This is a genomic window from Kitasatospora sp. NPDC015120 (genome assembly GCF_043080305.1).
GTDB lineage: Bacteria > Actinomycetota > Actinomycetes > Streptomycetales > Streptomycetaceae > Kitasatospora.
In genome coordinates, this window is the sequence record NZ_JBIBVJ010000008.1 from 218,906 (window position 1) to 238,829 (window position 19,924).

Sequence of the window (19,924 nt, forward strand, 5' to 3'; positions counted from 1 at the left end):
CGGGGGCGGGCGGGGGGGGGGGGGGGGGGGTGGGGGGGGGGGGGGGGGGGGGGGGGGGGGGGGGGGGGGGGGGGGGGGGGGGGGGCCCCCCCCCGGGCCCCCCCCCCCCCCCCCACGCTGCGCGCGCCCTCAGCATGCGCTGTCAGGGCAGTGGCACGGCGTCCAGGCAGGGGTGCCGGGCGCTTCCGGCCGGCGCGGTCAGGACGGTGGCCACCTGGCCGGCGATCTCCACCCGGAGACCGCCGTCGGCGCTCGCCCACACCGGCCTTCCGCCCGGTCCCAGGGCGCCGGTCCGGTGGACGACGACGACGGAGAGTGGCGCGTGTCCGCCGGTCGTGGCCGGCAGGGTCACCGCGTAGCGGCGGTACGGGTCGGTCATGGCCCGCCTCCTCGGTTCGGCCCCCGCCTGTCGATTGTCCGCACACCGGGCCGGACCGCACCTCGGGGCCACCGCCCCCGGTAGGGGGCGGGGCGGCGGGGGCGGCCCGGCGCGGCGGTCCCGCAGCCGTGCGGTCGTGCCGGTCGTGCGGTCGTGCGGTTCAGGTGCTCAGCGCGACGATCATCCCGATGAGCATGACCGACACGGCCACCGCCGCCAGCACGATCACGACGGCGGGCCAGCGGCCCCAGGCCCGGCGGACCTCCACGGGCTCGGGGTGCGAGATTCCTGAGATGCCTCCTTCGGCCGGCGGCGTGTCGCCGCCGGGCGGCAGGGTGCCGCGCGGGTCGAGGCCGGGTGTGCGGTCGGGGTCGGGGTCAGGTGTGGCCATGATGTCGTCCCGGGTCGTGGCTTGCTCCGGAACCCCGGCGGGTTCCCCGGGTGGACGGCGGCAAACCCCGGTGCCGCTCGGCCGGGCAACCACGTCTGCCGGGGCCACCGCCCGTACGACACGGGCCGCCCCCGGGCCCGAAGGCCCGGAAGCGGTCCGCTCCGGCGAACGGTGATCCTGCGGGCGCTACTCCACGGACCGGTCCGTGTTCGAACGGCGCCGCGCACGGTGGAGCAGGAGGCCGCCCACCGTCACCAGACCGCCGGCGGCGAGCCCCGCCGCCGTGACCGTCGCACCCGTGTCCGGCAGGTGACCGCCCCCGCCGTGCGGCGGCTCCGACGGGCCACCCGGGTGCGGCGGCTTCGACGGGTGAGGCGGCTTCCCGCAGCCCTCCTTCCCGGGGCATTCCGACACCGTGATGCACAACGACACGGGCCGGCTCTTCACGGACTCCCCGTTCGGGGTACGGGCCGAGGCCGTCACCGTGTTCGTCACATGACCGGCCCTCGCGTCCTCCTGCGTCACCACGTACGTGCCACGACACGTCGTGCTCCCGCCCGGGTTCAACGTCGTCGTGTCACAGACGACCGACGCCACCCGGTCATCGCTGACAGCGACGTCCGTCAGCACGGTCGACCCGCTGTTGGTCACCGTGTACGTGTACGTCACCGTGTCACCCGCTCTCGCGGAGCCCGACACGTCGGACTGCTTCGTGATCGACAACGACGGCGCACCCGGCACCGTCTCCACCGTCACCTCCACCGGCGGGCTCTCCACCGGCCGGCCCTCGGGGTCGGTGCCCGACGCGCGGGCCGTGTTGGTCACACGACCCGCTTCGACGTCCCGCTCCGTGATCGTGTACGAGCCGTGGCAGGTGGTGCTCTCGCCCGGCGCGAGGCGGGTCGCGGTGCAGCTGACGTTGCCGATCAGGTCGTCGGTGACGGTCAGGCCGGTCAGGTCGGTGGTGCCGGTGTTGTGGGCGGTGTAGGTGTAGGTGACGGTCTCGCCGACGGAGAACGGGCCGGGCCGGTCCGCCCGCTTGGTCAGGCTCAGCGCCGGCGCGCCCTGGTTCACCGTGATGACGGCCGTGGTCTCCTCGCTGACCACCTGGTCGCCGGTCTGGTCCGTCGCGTAGGCCACGGCGATGTTGATGACGTGGCAGCCGTCCGGGTGGGGCTGGTCACAGACCAGGTCCTGCCGGGTGACGGTGTACGTGCCGTGGCAGGTGGTGGTGGCGCCGGCCGCGAGGGTGGTCGCGTCGCAGACGATGCCGGTGATGTGGTCGTCGGTGACGGTCAGGTCGTTCAGGGCGAGGTTGCCGGTGTTGGTGACGCGGTAGGAGTAGGCGACCACCGAACCGACCTGGAACGGGCCGCTGGACGTCACCTGCTTCGCCAGGGACAGCCGGGGCGCCGGGACGGGGACGGTGATGCTCGCGTCGGCGGGGTCGCTGGCGATCGGGTGGCCCTGCGGATCGAGCGCCCCGGCCCGCGCCGTGTTGACGATGACGCACTGGGTGGCGTTGCTGTCGGCGCGCGTACAGTCGTCGATGTCGGCCTGGGTGACGGTGTACGTCCCGTGGCAGGTGGTGGTGGCGCCGGGGGCGAGGGTGGTCGCATCGCACGGGACGGGCGCGACCCGGGTGTCCTGGACCGTCACGTTGTGCAGAACCGTGCTGCCGGTGTTGGTGACGGTGTAGGAGTAGGCGGCTGTCGAACCCACGTGGTACGGACCGCTCGAAACCACCTGCTTGGTCAGGGTGAGGTGGGGCGTTCCGACGGGAATGGTCAGGTCGGTCTCCGGGGAGGTGATCGTCTGCCCGTCCGTGGTGCCCGTCGCCGTGGCGGTGTTGGTGACCGAACCGGTCGTCCCGTCGGTCGGCGTGATGGTGTACGTGCCGGTGCAGGTGGTGGTGTCCCCGGTGCTGTCCGCCGGAGCCAGCGTGGTGGACTGGCAGGTGATGCCCGTGACGTGGTCGTCGTGAACCTGGATGTTGGTCAGCTGCACCCCGCCGGTGTTGCGGACGGTGTAGGAGTAGGTGACGGTCTGCCCGACGGTGTAGGGGCCCGGCGTGACCACGTTCTTCTCGATCTGGAGCGCGGGCGGCTTTTCGAGGGGCACGCTCTCCGAGGACGGCGGCGAGGTGACCGGGTCGCCGTTCGACGTTCCCGTCGCGACGGCGGTGTTGTCGATCGATCCGTTGGCCGCGTCAGCCGCGGTGACCGTGTAGGTGGCGGTGCAGGTGATCGTCCGACCGGGCGCGAGCGTGGTCACGGGACACGACACCGGGCCCACCTTCGGGTCGTTGACGACCAGGTTGGAGATCTCGGTGTTGCCCGAGTTGGTCACCACGAAGTCGTACGGCACCTGCGACCCCGGAGCAAGGTCACCGGGCAACGGCAGCCTGACCTGCTTCACCAGGTTCAGCTGGGGCAGCGGGGCGTCGGTGGTGACGACCACGTTCCGGATCAGATGGACGTCGGTGGACGCGCCGGTCGACGAGGCGAAGCCGAACTTGTAGGTGGCCGGAAGCGGCTGGGGCGCGGGGGTGGACAGGACCTGGTGCGGGCCGGTGCCGTCGTTGAAGTCGATCGCCACGGTGATCGTCGGGTTGGCCCCGGCGGTGATGCGCACGTTCACCTGCCGCCGGGACTCCTCAAGGATGTCCGCGGCCTGCGCCGGGGTGACGCCCGGAGGCAGGACGGTCGTCGGGCCCTGGAGCTTGCCCGGCAGGGTCGAGGGCCACGGACCGGTGGTGGTGAGGTTGCTGGTCGTGGCCGTCAGGAAGCAGTAGCCGACCACGTCGTTGCCCGGGCCGCGCAGGGTGACCATGTTCGGACCCGGTGGCGGGAAGGCGATCCTGGCCGGCGCCCGCTGGGGACAGCCGTTGCCGCGCTCCTCCCCGTCACCGAAGAAGTTGCCGTAGACGTCCAGGCCGAGGCCGAGGTATCCGTGGTCGACGCCGGGCAGCAGCGGACTCCCGGGATTGTCGGCCTGACGGATCTGGGCGTAGCCGAGACTGCCGCCGTAGGAGCCCGGACGGGTCAGCGAAGCGGCACCGTCCACGAGGAAGAAGGAGATCCCGTCTGCCGGGTTCGCCGGGGTGGTGCTTCCGTACTGGTACTGGTCGAACGTGACGTCAAGACCCTGCCCCGCCGGGAGGGCGTGGTTGTACAGCACGGCCGCACTCTGGAAGTGCCCGGCGTCGGTCAGCCGCAGAAAGCCCTCCGGCGCCGCGTTGTCCGGAGGCACCGGCCCGATGGCCGGCGGGCAGCCGAGCACCGGGTGGTTCCCGCTCCCCGGGGGCGAAGCCGTCGGCGGAGCGCCGGTCAGACAGGCCGGCCCCACCGCCGAGAACTCCGGAGCGGTGGCCTGCCTGAACGACTCGTCGAGCAGCGGAGCACCGGCGGCCCGCACCTGCGCCTGCCCGGTCGGGTTGGCGGCGGCCCTCGGGTAGGCCCGGGCGACGCCGCTCCCGCCGGTCGACAGGGGCAGCGCGGTGCCGACGGCGAGGGCCAGTACGGCCGCGGCGAGGCGGGGGCCCCGCCCACGCCACCCGCTCTGGCCAGGGGGCGAAGGGGATTGTCTGCTTCTCATATTTTTTATCACTAGCAGCGGCCGGCCGACCGCCTCGGACGACAGCCCGGCAGGTCCCTCGGACGGCTCCCGCAACAGACCCCTATGCCGCCACCGGGGCTCGACGAGGACGCCGAGCCTGCGGGGCAGCCGTCCGGGGAGCGGTGGACGGAGACCGTTCGAGCTCGGTGCGCCGGCCCTTGCTGTCGCCGTAGCCGGCGTCCGCGGTCACCCGGCGCAACGGGATCCCGCCGTGGATCGCCCGGCGGACCGTCCCGCCGGGCGGTCCGGTGCCCGGTCGTGAACCCGACCTCGTCGCCGGTTCCTGCGAGCCGGCAGCGCTCGCGGTCGTCGGTCCAGGACTTCGGCAGGCGGAGCGTCCGGTCGATCGGGGTCCGGCCAAGCCGTCCGGAGTGGGCGGGGACGACGCACCGGCGGAGGCGGGTTTGCCCGGCCGCCGGTCGGCTAGCCGCCGGGTATGGACACTTCCTCCCATGACCTCCCGCAGGGCGGGCCGTGCTCCCGCCGGCTGCGTGACGCCCTCGACGCCCCGGCCGGGTGGCGCTTCCTGGACCGCGCCGCCGCGCCGCTCGCCGACGCGGTGAACGGGCTGCCGCTCGGCCGCTACCGCGACCTGCTGCACGGTGTGTGGCTCGGCCACCCCCTGCACCCGGCGCTGGTCCAGCTGCCGATCGGCTGCTGGATCTCGGCGGAGCTCCTGGACGCCCTGCCCGGGCACCGCCGGGCGGCGGGCGTCCTGGTCGCCGCCGGGCTGGCGGCGGCCGGGCCCGCCGCCGCGGCCGGCTGGGCGGACTGGGCCCGCCTGGACCCGCCCCGGCGGCGCACCGGTCTGGTGCACGCCGCCTCCAACTCGGCGGGCGTCCTGCTGTTCGCCGCCTCGCTCATGGCCCGCTGCCACCACCGGCCGATGAAGGGCCGGCTGCTCGGCCTCGCCGGGCTGACCGCCGTCTCGGTCGGCGGCGTGCTCGGCGGCCAGCTCTCCTACCGGCAGGCGGCGGGCCCCAACCGGGCGGCGGCCGTGCCCCGGCTGGCGCCCCCGGACTGGGTCGCGGTGGGGCCGGTCGAGGACTTCCCGCCGGGTGAGCCGGTGCGGCGCACGGTCGACGGGCTGGCGGTGGTGGTGGTCCACGACGACCAGGACGGCTGGCACGTCCTCGCCGAGCGCTGCGCGCACCTGTCCGGCCCGCTGGCCGAGGGCACGGTGGTGGACGGCTGTCTGCGCTGCCCGTGGCACGGGAGCGAGTTCCGGCTGAGCGACGGCGAGGTCGCCCGCGGGCCCGCCACCGCCCCCCAGCCGGTGCTCCAGGCCCGGGCGCTCTCCGGACACCTGGAGATCCGGCTCCCCGGCGCGGGCTGAGGGGCCCGGGGGCCGAGAGAGGCGCGGGGAAGCCGCGCGAGCGGGTGCGGGGCAGAGCGGGTGCGGGGGTCAGAGCGGGTGCGGGTCAGAGCGGCTCGACGCTGAGCTGGACGCCCAGTTCGGTGAACCCCAGCGCGGCCGCCACGCGCCGGGACGCCGGCACCCTGGCCCGCCACTGCGGCAGCAGGTCCCGCGCGAGCGCGTGCCGCACCGCGGCGGAGGCGGCCGCCCGGGCGAGGCCACGGCCGCGCAGGGCGGGCGCGGTCAGCACGGCCAGGTGGGCCGTGCGGCCCGGCCAGCGGCAGTAGCCGGCGGCGGCCGCGATCCGGCCGTCCACCCGGACGGCGAAGGCGGGCGAGGTGATCTCGTCGAGGCCCGCCTCGTCGGCGTCCGCCCGCCCCGCGGCCCGGTGCAGACCGGTCAGGTCCGGGTGTCCGGCCGGCAGGCGCTCCGGCCGCTCCACGCCCGCGTCCGGATCCGCGTCCCCCGCGGCCGGCCGGAAGCCGGCCGCGGACACATAGGCGAGCGCGGCCGGTCCGAGCACCCGGCCGAGCGGGAACGCCCTCGTGAACACCGCCGGATCGCCCAGCCGGCCGGCCGGCACCCCGGCCACGGCGGCGCGGATCCGGTCGGCGGTCTCCTGCGTCGGCGCCGTCACGACGGCCGCCCCGCCCAGGACGACGACGCCCACCCAGCCGGGCGGGCAGAGCCGCGACCCGGGAGAGACCACCACCTCGGCCTCGCCCGCCGCCCCGAAGGCGACCGGCACCGCCGCCAGTTCCCGCCACGGGGCCGCGGCCCGCACCACCGCAGGATCGTCCGCCACGGGTCCGATCCTGCCAGGCGGCTCGCCGGGGTGTGGGACCGCCCCGGTGGGGCAGCCGCTCCGCATGCTGCTGATCAGACCTCCCGGTGTGTACCCGCCCCAGGGCGACACCGACCTGCTCGTCCGCTGTCTGCGCCGCGAGGCCCTCGACCCCGCCAGCCGGGTGCTGGACCTCGGCACCGGCACGGGGGTGGTGGCCCTGGCCGCCGCGCGCACCGGGGCACGGGTGACGGCGGTGGACCTCTCGCCCCGCGCCGTGCTCACCGCCTGGGTGAACACCCGGTTGCACCGCAGCCGGGTCGAGCTGTGCCGGGGCGATCTGACCGGCCCGGTGAGCGGGCGGAGCTTCGACCTGGTGACCGCCAATCCCCCGTACGTGCCCGCCGAGGAGCCCGGACGGCCCCGCGGTGCGGCGCTGGCCTGGGACGCCGGGCCGGACGGGCGGCTCGTCCTCGACCGGATCTGCCGGGAGGTGCCGGAGCTGCTCACCGCCCGCGGAACGCTGCTGCTGGTGCAGTCCTCGCTCGCGGGGGTGCCGCAGACGCTGGCCGCGCTGCGCGACGCGGGGCTGCGGGCGGCCGTGGTGGCCCGCCGTCGGCAGGTGTTCGGGCCGGTGATGACGGCGCGGGCCGGACTGTTCGAACGGCTGGGGCTGATCGGGGCGGGCGAACGCGAGGAGGAGTTGGTGGTGGTGCGCGGTGTCCGGTCGCGGTGACCCGGGCGGCGGCGGCCGTCCACCGGTGCGGGTGACGGTCCTGGCGGAGGGGCCGGTCCTGGTGGAGGGCCCGGTCGAGGTGACCGGGCCGGACGGCCTGGTCCGGCTCTGCGAGCGCCCGGTGGTGGCGCTCTGCGCGTGCCGGCGCAGCCGGAACCAGCCGTTCTGCGACACCAGCCACCGGCGGCGCCGGGCCCGGCCTCAGGCCGGGTAGACGCCGCGCACATTGTCCTGGGCCGGGCGGGCGGCGGCGGCCGGGCCGGCCGCGAAGGCCCGCAGGACGTTCTCGGTCACCCGGCGGGTCAGCGCGCCGGTGCGCCCGTCCAGGCCGTGGTTGACGCCCGGGGCGGCCGGGCCCTCGGCGTCCAGCGACTCGACCCAGCGCATGGTGCCGCAGGCGAACACGGCCGCGCCGGAGGGGTGGGTGTAGTAGGCGGTGTCGGCGCGGGCGCGCCGGCCGTCGCAGACCACCGGGGAGTGGGAGACGATCTCCAGCGGCCGGGGGAAGGAGCGGGCCGCGTCGACCGTGTCGTACTCGACGCCCACCAGGTGCTCGAAGGAGTCGCCCGCCGCCACGCCGGTGCCGTCGAAGATCCAGTGCCCGGGCGCGGTGACGACGTACGGCGCGTCGACGGGGTAGCCGTCGTACAGCACGCCGAGCAGGGAACTCTCCGGGTCGGCGCCGGGCCCCAGCCGGAAGTCGGTGGTGGCCGGCCCGCCGTCCAGGTAGCCGGGGTCGCGGGCCCAGTCGCCCTTCCAGCAGGCCATGATCCGGTCCTCGCCCAGCGGGGACGGCTGGTAGCGCACGCGCCGGAAGCAGCAGTTGGCGCCGAGCACGGCCAGATTGGTCCCGGCGTCGCGGGCCGCGGAGACGGCCGCGCGCTGCTCGGGCGACCAGTACTCGTCGTGGCCCGGCGACAGGACGGCGTGCGCGCCGTCGAGGATGCCGGGGCGGCGGTGCACGTCCACGCCGGTGACGTAGGACAGCGGCAGTCCGAGGCGCTCGGCCAGCGCGATCAGCGGCGCCTCGTAGACGAGGAACAGGCCCGCGCCGTCGTCGTACAGGTACGGGCGGTCGAAGCTGACCTCCAGCGAGCGGGTGGCGAGCCCGCCGCTCGGGCCGTCGTACAGGTCGTGGCCGCCCCACTGGTTGTACGCCTGCCAGGTGCCGACGGCGTTGACGACGACGAGGGTGCCGGCGGTGGCCGCGGAGCGGATCGTCAGCGGCACGTAGCGCTGGCCCTCGCCGTCGACGGCGTCCAGGCGCAGCAGGTAGCTGCCGGGCGGCCAGCCGGTGGTGTCCAGTTCGGCGGACGGCTCCCAGGCGGTGGTCACGGTGCGGGTGCGGGGGTCGACGACGGCGGGCGGCCGGCGCCCGCCGGGCAGCGGCGGGGACCGCCACAGCAGGCGGGCGCGCGCACCGCCGTACCAGCCCATGCGGTAGGCGCTGACGCGGAAGGCGGGGGCGGTGGTGGACACGTGCAGCCGCACGCGTTCGCCGGGCAGCGCGCTGACCTGCGCGGCGTAGCCCTCGACGGCCTCCGGCGGGCCGGCGGCGGTGATCCGCCAGCCGGCGTCGCCGGGCAGGGCGTTCTCCGCTTCCGTCGGTGTGGGCGCGGCCTCGGCCGGGGCCGCCGTCGCGGCGGGCGGGGTGGCCGACGAACGGGTCCCCGGGGGCGCGGGCGTCGGGGAGCGGCTGCAGGCCCCGGCCGCCGCGGCGGCGAGCGTCAGCCCGAGGAACCGCCGCCGTCCCGCCATGCCGCGCTGCCCGTCCATGCACCCTCCGCACCCTCGGCCCCCGCTGACCGGTCGTCGGGAAAAGGATGCGGGAGCCCGCACCGGCGGGGCGGCAGCGACACCACCTCAGCCGGGACCGTCGGGCAGCGGCGAGCGCAGCGAGCTGCGCCCGGCCCGCCAGTGCTCCAGCAGGTGGGCGGAGAACCGGCCGTCGACCGCCTCCGTCGCCGCCAGGCCGAAGGCGATGTCCCCGGCCAGCGCGGGTTCGGTGGCCGTCAGCGCGTCGATCACGCCGCGCCGGACCAGCTGCTCGTGGACCGCGTCCGCCTCGACGTGCTCGCGGTAGAACAGGGTGCCCTCCGGGCCGGCCCCCAGGCGCTCCAGCGCGGCGGCCAGCCGGGCGGCGCCCGGCGAGGAGGTGATCTCGATGGCGGCGAACTGGCCGACGGCCGCGCCGCGCAACGCGCGGTGCAGCCCGAACAGCATCATCAGGTTGACCACCGCCAGCGCGGGCGCGGGCACCGCGTCGAGGTAGTGCCCGTAGGCCGGCTCCAGGCCGAGGTCGGCCATCATCCGGGCGAACAGCAGCGCATGGGCGTTCTCGGGCCGCCCGGCACCGTACTCGTCGAAGGCGACCGTCATCAGCACCGCCTGGGCGGGGCCGTGGATCCTGGGCAGCAGCCACAGCTGCGGATCGGCCTCCTTGAGGTGGTAGACCGAGCGGTGCACCAGGTACTCCCGGGCCTGCCAGCGCTCGCCCTCGGCCTCCAGGTACGCCGACGGGCCGCCGTCGCCCTCGGCGCTCAGCAGGCCCCCGACGGCCTCGGCGAGCGGCGGCACGGGCCCCGCCGCGTCCCGGACGGCGGCGAGGAACGGGCGCTCCAGACCGCGGCGGCGGGCGAGCAGGCCGGGGTCCCACTCCCAGCCGGGGTGGACGCCGGGCAGGCCGCGGTCGTGCAGTTCGTAGCAGAGGTACAGGGCCAGCTGGTGGTCCTCGCCCCACGGGTCGGTGCCGCGGAGCGCTTCCGTCCAGGCGCCGTCGGGCGGGCCCGCGGTCACCAGGGCGAGGACGGCGGCGGAGAGCGGCCCCCGGGGAGCCGGGGTCCGCCTCATCGCGTGCTCCCGCCACCGGACGGACGCCGGTTCGCCGGCGCCCCGGCGGGCCCGGGGAGCGGCGGCCGTCCCCCGGCCCCGTGAGCGGGCGGTGCGTTCGGGGTCCGCAGGTCCATACCGTCCGCCTCCTCGGCGTCGTGCTCCGCTTCCGGCCGGGCGGGTTCCCCCGATCGTCCGGAACGAACCCCACGCACGGCCGGCCGTGCGACAGCGGGCGGGCGTCACCGTCCGGGCGGGGCCGGGACGCGCAGGGCCAGGAGCAGACCGTGATCGACGGGGGCGGGGCCGGTGGTCAGGCGGGCGGCGATGCGGTCGAGGTGGGCGGGGAGGGCCGGGAGAGCGGCGGGCCCGCCGCCGTCCGGGGGGCCGGCGGCGTCGAGCAGGCGGGCCGTGCGGTCGGCGCCCGGGCCGTGCACCGGACGGCCGAGGGTGGCGAACAGGAGGACGTCGCCCGGCCGCAGGCTCAGATCGGACTGGTCGTAGCGGGCCTCGGCGCCGGCGCCGAGGGCGGGGCCGACGGGGCCGGGGGCGAAGGCGGGGGCGCCGGCCCGCAGGAGCAGCGGGGGCACCTCGTCGGCGGCGCTCCACAGCAGTTCACCGGCGTGCGGGTCGTAGAGGGCGCAGACGGCGCCGGCCGTGCGGTGGCCGTCGTGCTCGCGGAGCATGGCGTTGAGCACGTCGAGCAGTTCGGCCGGGCCGGCCCCGGTGTGGGCGAGGGCGCGCAGGCCGTTGCGGACCTCGCCCGCCCGGACGGCGGCGACCGGGCCGCGCCGGCCGACGCCGCCGACCGCCAGCAGGTAGCGGCCGCCGGGCAGCCGCAGGAGGTCGCACAGGTCCCCCGCCGAGCGGGGGTTCTCGGCGCCGCGCAGGGGGCGGACGGCGCTCTCCGGCCCGCCGGTCTCCGGTTCGGCGACGGACGACGCCGCCGTCAGCGCGGTCCGCAGGGCCCGCGCGGCCCGGTGCTCGGCGGCGGCCCGGCGGCGCTGCTCGGCGAGGCGGGAGCGGACGGCGGTCAGCTGGTCGTCGGTGTGACGCCGCCCGGTGACGTCCTCGACGACGCCGTTGACGGTGCGCGCCCGGCCGCCTCCGGGATCGGCGAGCGACTCGGCGACGACCCGCAGGACGCGCGGGGCGGCGCCGTGCGCGCCGACCACGCCGAACTCCAGGGTGGCCAGGTGCTGGCCGGCGAGCAGTCGGCGGACCAGCAGGCCCGCGGCGGGCCGGTCCTCGGGGCACACCCGGTGCAACAGCCCGGCGAGCGGCACCACGGCCGGCCGGCCGCCGCCGAGGCCGAGCAGCCGCAGGGCCTCCCGGGAGCAGTCCGGCCCGGGATCGCCGGTCGACCAGCGGAAGCTGCCCACGCCCGAGAGCCGTTGCGCCTCGGCCAGGTGGGCCGCGCGTTCGACCGGGCCGCGGCGCGGGCGCCAGGTGAGCAGCAGGCCGTCCAGGAAGGGGGTGGCGCGGATCGTCACGGCCCGTTCCGGGCTGCCGGTGCCGCTGAAGCCCTCCGCCGGGCCTTCGTGCGGGACGGCCTCGACGGCGGCCCGCAGGATCCGGGCGAACGTCCCGGTGGCCACCAGGCCCGGGTGCAGTTCGCTGAGGCGCCGGCCCTGGGCGGAGGGGCCGGGGCCGACGGCGGCCCGGTTGGCGTAGGCGACGCGCAGGTCGGTGACCGGCCCGCCGCGGCCGCCCGGGCGGACCGCGGAGAGCGCCAGGACCGGGGAGAAGGTGGCGTCCAGGACGCCGCGCAGCCAGGCCTCGCCGCCGGGGACGGCGAGCGCCGGCTCACCGCCGTCGCCCGCCGCCACCCGCAGCAGGTTCACGCCCACCGGCCCCGCCAGCGCGTTGACGTACCGGGTGGCGGAGCGGGCCTGCTCCGCCGGGCCGGCCCAGCCGAGGCTCATCGCGCCGATGATCCGCCCGCCGTGGTGCAGCGGGACGGCGCAGGCGCTGCGGCCGGGGACGATGCGGCCGGTGACCGGCCGGCCGGCGTCGCTCTCCGGGGGGTCGAACTCCCAGACCATGCCGCCGCCGTGCGCGGCCGAGACCAGGGGCACGCCGGTCTCCGGGGGGATGCGGCGCCACTGGCTGAGCCGCTGGGCGGGGACGCCGTGGCCGGCGACCAGGGCGAGGGCGCCGTCCGGCTCCAGCAGGCCGAGCACGACCGCGATGACGCCGACGGGGGCGAGGGCGACCTCGTGCAGCGCCCGGGCGAGGTCCTCGGGGGTGTCGGCGCTCGCCAGCGCCGAGGAGGCCAGGTGGAAGAGCGCCGCGAGGTCGTGGACCCGGGCGTGGGCCGCCCCGCCCGGCGGGTGCGGCAGGGGCCGGGGCGGTTCGGGCGGCTGCGGGTAGGCGGCGGCCGGTTCCCCGCCCGCCGGCAGCGGCGGCCCGGCCGGGGCCTGCCCGCCGTCCGGGGTCGCCGTGGCGTCCTCGGGCGGCGGGGCGGCGACGCCCACCAGGCCCGCGGCGAGGTCGGCCACCTTGCGGTTGGTGTCCTGGGAGAGGTGCACCAGGTACGCGAACGCCTCGTCGGGGGTGCAGCCGAGCCGTTCGGTGAGCATCCCCTTGGCCTGCTCGATGACGCCGCGGCTGCGCATCGCCCGGCGCAGTCCCTCGGCCTCGGTGCGCAGCCGGTCCACGGCCTCGCGCAGCACGGCGGTCTCCTCGGCGCCCGGCGGGGTGTCCGGGCGCGGGGGGTCCTGCCCCGCGGTGGAGGGCGGCGGGCCGGGCACGGTCACGCCTGTCGGCGCGGGAGGGCTCCGGACCGGTCGGGGCGGAGCGGGAGGGGGGCGAGCTGCATGACGGTCTCCCCGGTGTCGGTGGGGCTCCGCCACGCGCCTGCCCGTGCCGTCGGCCGGACACCCCGGCGCGCACGCGGGACCTCCGGACGGGCGGACCCGCCCGGACTTCCAGTATCGCGGTGCGGACCCGCCCGGGTCGAGCGGACGGGTCCGCCCGGACGGCCCGGGGCGGCTCAGCCGGGGACCGGCGGGCGGGCGAGCAGGCTGGTGTCCAGGCCGGCCAGCAGTTCCCCGGTGTCGGCGTGGACCTCGGCGGCGCCGGCGCCGAGCAGGTCCTGGGCGGAGTGCCCGCCGCTCTCGACGGCCACGCACCGCAGCCCGGCCCGGGCGGCGGCGATGACGTCCCAGAGCGTGTCGCCGACGAAGACCGCCAGCTCGGGGGTGCTCTCGGCCCGGTCGAGGGCGGCGCGGACGAGGTCGGGCTCGGGTTTGGTGGCGGCGACGTCGTCGGCGGTGGTGACCGCGGCGATCACCTCGTCGGCGTCCAGCGCGGCGCGCAGCGCGGTCAGCTCGCGCTGGGAGGCGGAGCTGGCCAGGACCACCCGCCAGCCGCGGCGGGCGCAGGAGCGCAGCAGTTCGGCGGCGTCGGGCAGCGGGCGCACCACGGGCCAGTACCGGGCGTAGAGGGCGTCGTGGGCGGCGGTGACGGCCTCGTCGTCGGCGTGGTCGCGGTCCTCGCCGAGCAGGTGGTCGAGCAGCCGGTCGGCGCCCATGCCGACGGCCCGGTGCACCCGGACGGCGGGGACGGCGCGGTCGTACTGGCGCAGGGCCTCCCACCAGGCGAGGGTGTGCAGGTAGGTGGTGTCGAGCAGCGTTCCGTCGACGTCGAAGAGAGCCGCCGGGTTGGTGGTCATCGGATCCTCCCTGGAGGGGGTCGGGCCTAAGGTGGCACGGTGTCGTGGACGGCGAACGCTTCGGTGGCGCCGGTGAGTTCGAGTACCCGGCGGACCAGCGGCCGGGGGCGGGCGATCTCCACCCGGCTGCCGAAGCCGGCCGCCCGGGCGGCGGCCTCCAGCAGTGCGCCGACGCCGGTGGAGTCGCAGAACGCGAGGTCGCCGCAGTCGATCACCACGACGGTGCCGGGGACGGCGAGCGCGCGGTCGAGGGCCCGGCGCAGGACGGCGACGGAGTCCAGGTCGAGTTCGCCGTGCAGGGCGAGGACGCTGCCGCGGGCCCACGGCCGGAGGCGGACGGCGAGTCCGGCGGGTTCGTCCGGCACGGTCGTGGTGTCGGCGGGCGGTCGGGGCTGACGGCGGGTCATCGCGGGTGCTCCTCTGGGGTGTGCGGTGCCGGACGGGGGCGGCACCCGGGCTCACGCGGTCCGGTAGGGGGCCGCGCGGGCGGGGGCGAGGCGCAGCCCGTGGCCGGGTGCGCCGTCGGCGCCGGGGGTGACGGTGCCGCCGGCGGGGTCGAGGGTGCCGTCGAAGAGCAGCCGTTCGATCGCGACGTGGTCGTGGAACCACTCCAGGTGGCGGCAGTTGGGGACGGCGGCGGCGGCGTGGGCGTGCAGGTGCGGGGCGCAGTGGGCGGACACGTCCAGGCCGTGCGCCTCGGCGAGGGCGGCGGCGCGCAGCCAGCCGGTGAGGCCGCCGCAGCGGGTGGCGTCGGCCTGGAGGCAGTCGACGACGGGGGCCATCCGGGCGAAGTAGGCGGGGTCGTGACCGTACTCCCCCGCCGTCACGTCGGGCCGTACCGCGTCGCGGACGATCCGCAGGCCGGTGAGGTCGTCGGAGGAGACGGGTTCCTCGAACCAGGTGACGCCCTGGTCGGCGAGGGCGTCGCCGATCCGGACGGCCTGTTTGCGCCGGTAGGCGCCGTTGGCGTCGGTGTACAGCGCGGTGCGGTCGCCGACGGCGGCGCGGGCGGCGCGCACCCGGGCGAGGTCGCGGCGTTCGCGGGTGCCCCGGGACTCCCCGATCTTGATCTTGACGCGCGGGATGCCCTGGTCCTCCGTCCAGCCGCGCAGCTGGCGGGTCATCCGCTTGTCGGAGTAGGTGGTGAAGCCGCCGCTGCCGTAGACGGGGACGGGCCGGGCGGCGCCGCCGAGCAGCCGGGCGAGCGGCAGGCCGAGCAGGTGGCCGCGCAGGTCCCACAGGGCGAGGTCGACGGCGGAGAGGGCGCCCGCGACCAGGCCGGGGCGGCCGGTGTTGCGCACGGCGCGGTTCATCGCCTCGTGGGCGCCGGCGGTGTCGTGGGCGTCCCGGCCGGTGACCAGGGCGGCGAGTTCCTCGCGGACGACGGCGCCGGCGGCCGGGGCGCCGTACGTCCAGCCGGTGCCGGTGTGCGGGCCGCTGACCGCCTCGACCAGGACGAGGGTGGTGCGGTCCCAGGCGAGGGTGCCGTCGGCCTCCGGGCTGTCGGTGGGGACGGTGTAGACGCGCACGCCGATCCGTTCGACGGCGTTCATGACGGGGCCCGCAGTCCGGATCGGGCGCCGGCGGCGAGCAGCCCGGCCGCGCGGTCGACCAGGGCCATGATGGTGAGCGCGGGGTTGGCGCTGCCCTGGGTGGGCAGCACGCTGCCGTCGGTGATCAGCAGGTTCGGCACGGCGAAGGTGCGCAGCCGGTGGTCGACGACGCCCTCGCGCGGGTCGGCGGCCATCCGGCAGCCGCCGACCAGGTGGGCGTAGCGGTCGATGGTGATGACCTCGCTCGCCCCGGCGGCGCGCAGGATCGACTCCATCACCTCGCGGGCGGCGCGGATCAGCCGGCGGTCGTTGTCGCACTGGGAGAAGGAGAACGCGGCGACGGGCAGGCCGCGCCGGTCGGTCTCGGCGGCGAGGGTGACGCGGTTGCCGGCCTGCGGCAGGAGTTCCGCCATGGCGCCGAGGGTGGCCCAGTGCACCGAGTCGGCGAGGTAGGCGCGCAGGTCGGCGCCCCAGTGGCCCTGGGCGATCACGTGCTCGGCCCAGGTGATGGGCAGCGGCGAGATGTTCTGGATGGTGAAGCCGCGCCGGTAGGGCTTGGCGGGGTCGCTCTCGTAGTACTGCTCGGTGGAGACCTCGGGCGGCGGGGCCTTGTAGGCGCGGATCTCCTCGTCGAAGCGGCCGGAGGTCTGCGGCGCGCCCTGGACCATGACGTAGCGCCCGACCTGGTCGTGGTCGTTGCACAGGCCCTCGGGGAAGCGCCGGTTCGCGGAGTTGAGCAGCAGGCGCGGGGTCTCGATGGCGTAGCCGGCGACGGCGACGGTGCGGGCCCGCTGGAGGTGTTCGCGGCCGTGGTGGAAGTAGCGCACGCCGCGGGCGAGCCCGTCGGGGCCGAGGTCGATGCCGGAGGCCATCGCGTCGGCGCGGATCTCGGCGCCGCGGGCGAGGGCGTCGGGGACGTGCGTGATCAGGGGCGAGGCCTTGGCGTTGACCTTGCAGCCCTGGAGGCAGAAGCCGCGGTAGATGCAGTGCGGGCGGCGTCCGAAGCGGCCGTTGGTGATGGCGACCGGGCCGATCCGGGCCTCGATGCCGAGCGCGGCGGCGCCGCGCAGGAAGACCTCGCCGTTGCCGCCGAGCCGGTGCGGGGGGTGCGGGTAGGGGTGCGGTTCGCCCCAGGGCCAGTACTGGCCGGCGACCGGGAGTTCGTACTCCAGGCGCCGGTAGGACGCGCGCAGGTCGGCGTAGTCGATCGGCCAGTCGGCGCCGACGCCGTCGAGGGTGCGGGTGCGGAAGTCGGAGGGGTGGAGGCGGGGCGCGTACCCGGCGAAGTGGATCATCGAGCCGCCCACGCCGCGGCCGGAGTTGTTGGAGCCGAGCGGGACGGGGTCGGTGCCGGAGATCACCCGCGGCTCGGTCCAGTACAGGTGGTGGGAGGCGGCCTCGTCACTGACCCAGTCGGCGAGCGGGTCCCAGAACGGCCCGGCCTCCAGGACCACCACCGACCAGCCGTGCCGGGCCATCCGCTGGGCGAGGGTGGCGCCGCCGGCGCCGCAGCCGACGATCACCAGGTCGACCTCGTCGGTGTCCCGGAAGCGGCGCATGTCCCGGATCAGGGTGTGGTCGAAGCCGCGGCCGTCGGGCGGCAGCAGCCAGGGCGACTCGTTGCCCGCGCGGGTCTCGCGTTCGGCGCGGGCGTTGGCCCGCAGGGTCTCGGCGGCGGCGCGCAGCCGCGAGTGCCGGCCGGGATCGGTGGCGCGCGGGACGGGCCGGGGCGGCGTGCGGTCGGGCGGGCGGGGCGGGCGCGGGTCGGCGTCGGCGACCTCCCAGGGTTCGCGCTGCCCGGCGCCCAGGCGCAGGTAACCGCGCGGGTGGGCGGGGCCGCCGAAACCGATCTCGTTCCAGGCGGTGGGGTGGGCGTAGTAGGCGGTGCAGGCGTAGCGCGTCCACAGGCTCCAGACGTGCCCGGCCGGCAGGCCGTGCCACCGTTCCCCCCGCAGCTCCTGGACCCGGCCGAGCAGGGCCCGCTGCCGGTCGTCGGCGAGGGCGGCGAAGGGTCCGCCGGCGTCGGCGTCCAGGGCGTGCAGGGAGCGGCGCCAGGCCTCGTCGTCGGGCGGCATGTCGGCGTAGTGCCAGCCGTCGGTCTGCTGCTCGGCGAGCCGGGCGTCGATCATCGGCAGGACGGGGACGGCCGGGTGGTCGAGCAGTTGGTCGAGCAGGGCCCGGGCGGTGGCCTCCTCGGCGGGGGTGTGGAAGCGCAGCGGCGGCTGCGGGCCGCCGGTGCGGGCGAGCACGACCGCGGCCGTGACGCCGTCCCAGTGGCGGGCCTGCCGGAGCACGTCGTAGCCGGGGAAGCGGGTGCCCCCGCCGGGCGCGGGGCGCTCAGGCATCCCGGGACTCCCTGCGCAGCAGGGAGGCGACCAGCCCCATGCCGCCGACCAGGCTCATCAGCAGCGGGGCGAACAGCGGGGGGCCCATCTCCACGTTGTAGCGGGCCGTCGACCAGCCGCCGGGCTTGTCGGCGATCCCGCGCACGTGCAGCCAGGTGCCCTGGAGGCCGTTGAGCACGATGCTCGCCGAGGCGAGGGGCAGCAGGGTGCGGGCGGCGCGCGGGCTGGCCGCACCGGCGACGCCCGCCACCGCGCCGACCGGCCCGAGCCAGACCGGCCACCACATCATCCGGTTGCCGAAGCCGGCCCGGTCGTGCTCCAGGAAGATCTCGGCGGCGGTGATCACCGAGCCGCCGGCGGTGGCGAGCGCCAGCGAGCGCTGGAAGCGTCCGGTGCGGACGTTGCGCAGCGCGAGGCCGGCGAGGTCAGTGGCGCCCATGGCGGCCTCCGAAGGACGGCAGCAGCTCCTGGAGCTTGGCCCGGAAGCCCTGGCGGACCACCGCGACCCGGTCGGCGTCGCCGCGCAGGACGGACTCGGCGGCGGACTGGATCTGGTCCCAGGTGGCGTGCGGCGGGATGGGCGGCACGGCCGGGTCGGTGCGCAGGTCCAGCACGTAGGGGCGGTCGGCGGCGAGCGCGGCCCGCCAGCCGCCCTCCACCTCCCCGGGTTCCAGGACCCGCTGGGCGCCGAGGCCGAGGGTGCGGGCGAACGCCGCGTAGTCGACGTCGGGCAGTTCCTGCGAGGGCAGGAAGCTCGGCGCGCCCTGCATCGCGCGCATCTCCCAGGTGACCTGGTTGAGGTCGCGGTTGTTGAGGACGGCCACCACCAGGCGCGGGTCCTGCCACTGGTGGCAGTACTTGGCGGCGGAGATCAGCTCGGCCATGCCGTTCATCTGCATGGCGCCGTCGCCGACCAGGGCGATCGCGGGCCGGTCCGGGTGGGCGAACTTGGCGCCGATCGCGTAGGGCACGCCGGGGCCCATGGTGGCCAGGGTGCCGGAGAGGGAGCCGCGCATCCGCCCGTGGAAGCGCAGGTGGCGGGCGTACCAGTTGGCGGCGGAGCCGGAGTCGGCGGTCACCATGGCGTCGTCGGGCAGCTGGCCGTCGAGGGTGTGCACGACGTACTCGGGGTTGATCGGGTCGGCCTCGACGCGGGCGCGCCGCTCCATGACGTCCCACCAGCGCTCGGTGTTGTCGCAGACGGTGCGCTGCCAGCCGCGGTCCTCCTTGCGGACCAGCAGCGGCAGCAGCGCGTCGAGGGTGCGGGCGGCGTCGCCGACCAGGTTGACCTCGTAGGGGTAGCGCAGGCCGACCATGAACGGGTCGAGGTCGATCTGCACGGCTCGGGCCTTGCCGAACTCGGGCAGGAACTGGGTGTAGGGGAAGCTGGAGCCGACGGTGAGCAGGGTGTCGCAGTCGCGCATCAGCTCGTAGGAGGGGCGGGTGCCGAGCAGGCCGATCGAGCCGGTGACGTAGGGCAGGGTGTCGGGCAGCGCGTCCTTGCCGAGCAGGGCCTTGGCGACTCCGGCGCCGAGCAGTTCGGCGACCCGTTCGACCTGCTCGCGGGCGCCCCGGGCGCCCTGGCCGACCAGCATCGCCACCTTGCGTCCGGCGTTCAGCACCTCGGCGGCGCGCCGCAGCTCGTCCTCCTGGGGGACGACGTTCCAGTGCGGGCTGCCGAGGCTGGAGGGCACCATCTTGAAGGAGTGCCGGGGCGGCTGGTAGTCGAGCTCCTGGACGTCGGCCGGGACGATGACGGCGGTGACGGTGCGGCGGGCGCCGGCGGTGCGGATCGCCCGGTCCAGGACGTTGGGCAGCTGCTCGGGGACGGTCACCATCTGGCAGTACTCGGCGGCGACGTCCTTGAACAGGCTGAGCAGGTCCACCTCCTGCTGGTAGGAACCGCCCATCGCGCTGCGGTCGGTCTGGCCGACCAGGGCGACCACCGGGACGTGGTCGAGCTTGGCGTCGTAGAGGCCGTTGAGCAGGTGGATCGCGCCCGGACCGGAGGTCGCGGCGCACACGGCGGTGCGCCCGGAGAACTTGGCGTAGCCGACGGCCTCGAAGGCCGCCATCTCCTCGTGCCGCGCCTGGACGAAGGCGGGGCGGTTGCCGGCCCGGCCCCAGGCGGCGAGCAGGCCGTTGATGCCGTCGCCCGGGTAGCCGAAGACGTGCTCGACGCCCCAGGCGCGCAGTCGTTCCAGGATGTGGTCGGAAACCTTCGGTGACACGGTGCTTCTCCTCCTTCGCGCCGAC

General features: G+C 76.6%; 16 protein-coding genes. 3 read left to right on the forward strand and 13 right to left on the reverse strand.

From position 1 onward, the window contains the following. Positions 1-142 precede the first annotated feature (142 nt). The 3 genes from ACF1AK_RS20995 to ACF1AK_RS21005 form a co-directional block, all read right to left on the reverse strand. Positions 143-379, reverse strand: coding sequence for a DUF6296 family protein (locus tag ACF1AK_RS20995; RefSeq protein WP_391500317.1), 237 nt, complete (start codon positions 377-379; stop codon positions 143-145). 160 nt (positions 380-539) lie between these two features. Beyond that, complete coding sequence (locus ACF1AK_RS21000; protein WP_391500318.1) at positions 540-770, reverse strand: DUF6480 family protein; 231 nt, start codon at positions 768-770, stop codon at positions 540-542. A gap of 186 nt (positions 771-956) precedes the next feature. After that, positions 957-4,367: an LPXTG cell wall anchor domain-containing protein gene (locus ACF1AK_RS21005; RefSeq protein ID WP_391500319.1), complete on the reverse strand. Its 3,411-nt coding sequence runs from the start codon at positions 4,365-4,367 to the stop codon at positions 957-959. 457 nt (positions 4,368-4,824) lie between these two features. Between ACF1AK_RS21005 and ACF1AK_RS21010 the strand changes: the two genes are divergently transcribed. Further along, positions 4,825-5,724 carry a Rieske 2Fe-2S domain-containing protein gene (locus ACF1AK_RS21010; RefSeq protein WP_391500320.1) on the forward strand — a complete coding sequence of 300 codons (900 nt, stop codon included), beginning with the start codon at positions 4,825-4,827 and terminating at the stop codon, positions 5,722-5,724. An 85-nt stretch (positions 5,725-5,809) separates the two neighbouring features. On the opposite strand, the gene ACF1AK_RS21015 is transcribed toward ACF1AK_RS21010, so the two are convergent. Next, complete coding sequence (locus ACF1AK_RS21015; protein ID WP_391500321.1) at positions 5,810-6,550, reverse strand: GNAT family N-acetyltransferase; 741 nt, start codon at positions 6,548-6,550, stop codon at positions 5,810-5,812. A gap of 64 nt (positions 6,551-6,614) precedes the next feature. On the opposite strand from ACF1AK_RS21015, the gene ACF1AK_RS21020 reads away from it, so the two are divergent. Beyond that, entirely contained in the window at positions 6,615-7,265 is a 651-nt protein-coding gene (locus ACF1AK_RS21020) for a HemK2/MTQ2 family protein methyltransferase (protein WP_391500386.1), read from the forward strand. Beyond that, the gene (locus tag ACF1AK_RS21025) at positions 7,249-7,479 is read left to right on the forward strand and encodes a CDGSH iron-sulfur domain-containing protein (RefSeq protein WP_391500322.1); all 231 of its coding nucleotides are present in this window, start codon (positions 7,249-7,251) and stop codon (positions 7,477-7,479) included. Before ACF1AK_RS21020 ends, ACF1AK_RS21025 begins: the two co-directional genes overlap by 17 nt. Here the strand turns inward: ACF1AK_RS21025 and ACF1AK_RS21030 are convergent. The 9 genes from ACF1AK_RS21030 to ACF1AK_RS21070 form a co-directional block, all read right to left on the reverse strand. Next, complete coding sequence (locus ACF1AK_RS21030; RefSeq protein ID WP_391500323.1) at positions 7,467-9,041, reverse strand: N,N-dimethylformamidase beta subunit family domain-containing protein; 1,575 nt, start codon at positions 9,039-9,041, stop codon at positions 7,467-7,469. The two genes, ACF1AK_RS21025 and ACF1AK_RS21030, sit on opposite strands and share 13 nt — an antisense overlap. 87 nt (positions 9,042-9,128) lie before the next feature. Next, positions 9,129-10,115, reverse strand: coding sequence for an iron-containing redox enzyme family protein (locus tag ACF1AK_RS21035; RefSeq protein WP_391500324.1), 987 nt, complete (start codon positions 10,113-10,115; stop codon positions 9,129-9,131). A 221-nt stretch (positions 10,116-10,336) separates the two neighbouring features. After that, positions 10,337-12,847 (reverse strand): SpoIIE family protein phosphatase, encoded by a 2,511-nt coding sequence (locus tag ACF1AK_RS21040; protein ID WP_391500325.1) that lies wholly within the window; start codon positions 12,845-12,847, stop codon positions 10,337-10,339. Between the two features lie 242 nt (positions 12,848-13,089). Beyond that, entirely contained in the window at positions 13,090-13,770 is a 681-nt protein-coding gene (locus tag ACF1AK_RS21045) for an HAD family hydrolase (protein ID WP_391500326.1), read from the reverse strand. A gap of 26 nt (positions 13,771-13,796) precedes the next feature. Next, positions 13,797-14,177 (reverse strand): STAS domain-containing protein, encoded by a 381-nt coding sequence (locus tag ACF1AK_RS21050; protein WP_391500327.1) that lies wholly within the window; start codon positions 14,175-14,177, stop codon positions 13,797-13,799. A gap of 51 nt (positions 14,178-14,228) precedes the next feature. Then, positions 14,229-15,323: an enolase C-terminal domain-like protein gene (locus ACF1AK_RS21055; protein WP_391500328.1), complete on the reverse strand. Its 1,095-nt coding sequence runs from the start codon at positions 15,321-15,323 to the stop codon at positions 14,229-14,231. Beyond that, entirely contained in the window at positions 15,320-17,668 is a 2,349-nt protein-coding gene (locus tag ACF1AK_RS21060; protein WP_391500329.1) for a GMC family oxidoreductase, read from the reverse strand. Before ACF1AK_RS21060 ends, ACF1AK_RS21055 begins: the two co-directional genes overlap by 4 nt. Then, positions 17,661-18,107 carry a hypothetical protein gene (locus tag ACF1AK_RS21065; RefSeq protein WP_391500330.1) on the reverse strand — a complete coding sequence of 149 codons (447 nt, stop codon included), beginning with the start codon at positions 18,105-18,107 and terminating at the stop codon, positions 17,661-17,663. The genes ACF1AK_RS21060 and ACF1AK_RS21065 overlap by 8 nt, the downstream gene beginning before the upstream one ends. After that, on the reverse strand, positions 18,094-19,899 hold the full coding sequence (locus tag ACF1AK_RS21070; RefSeq protein ID WP_391500331.1) for a thiamine pyrophosphate-requiring protein: 1,806 nt from the start codon (positions 19,897-19,899) through the stop codon (positions 18,094-18,096). The genes ACF1AK_RS21065 and ACF1AK_RS21070 overlap by 14 nt, the downstream gene beginning before the upstream one ends. Positions 19,900-19,924 lie beyond the last annotated feature (25 nt).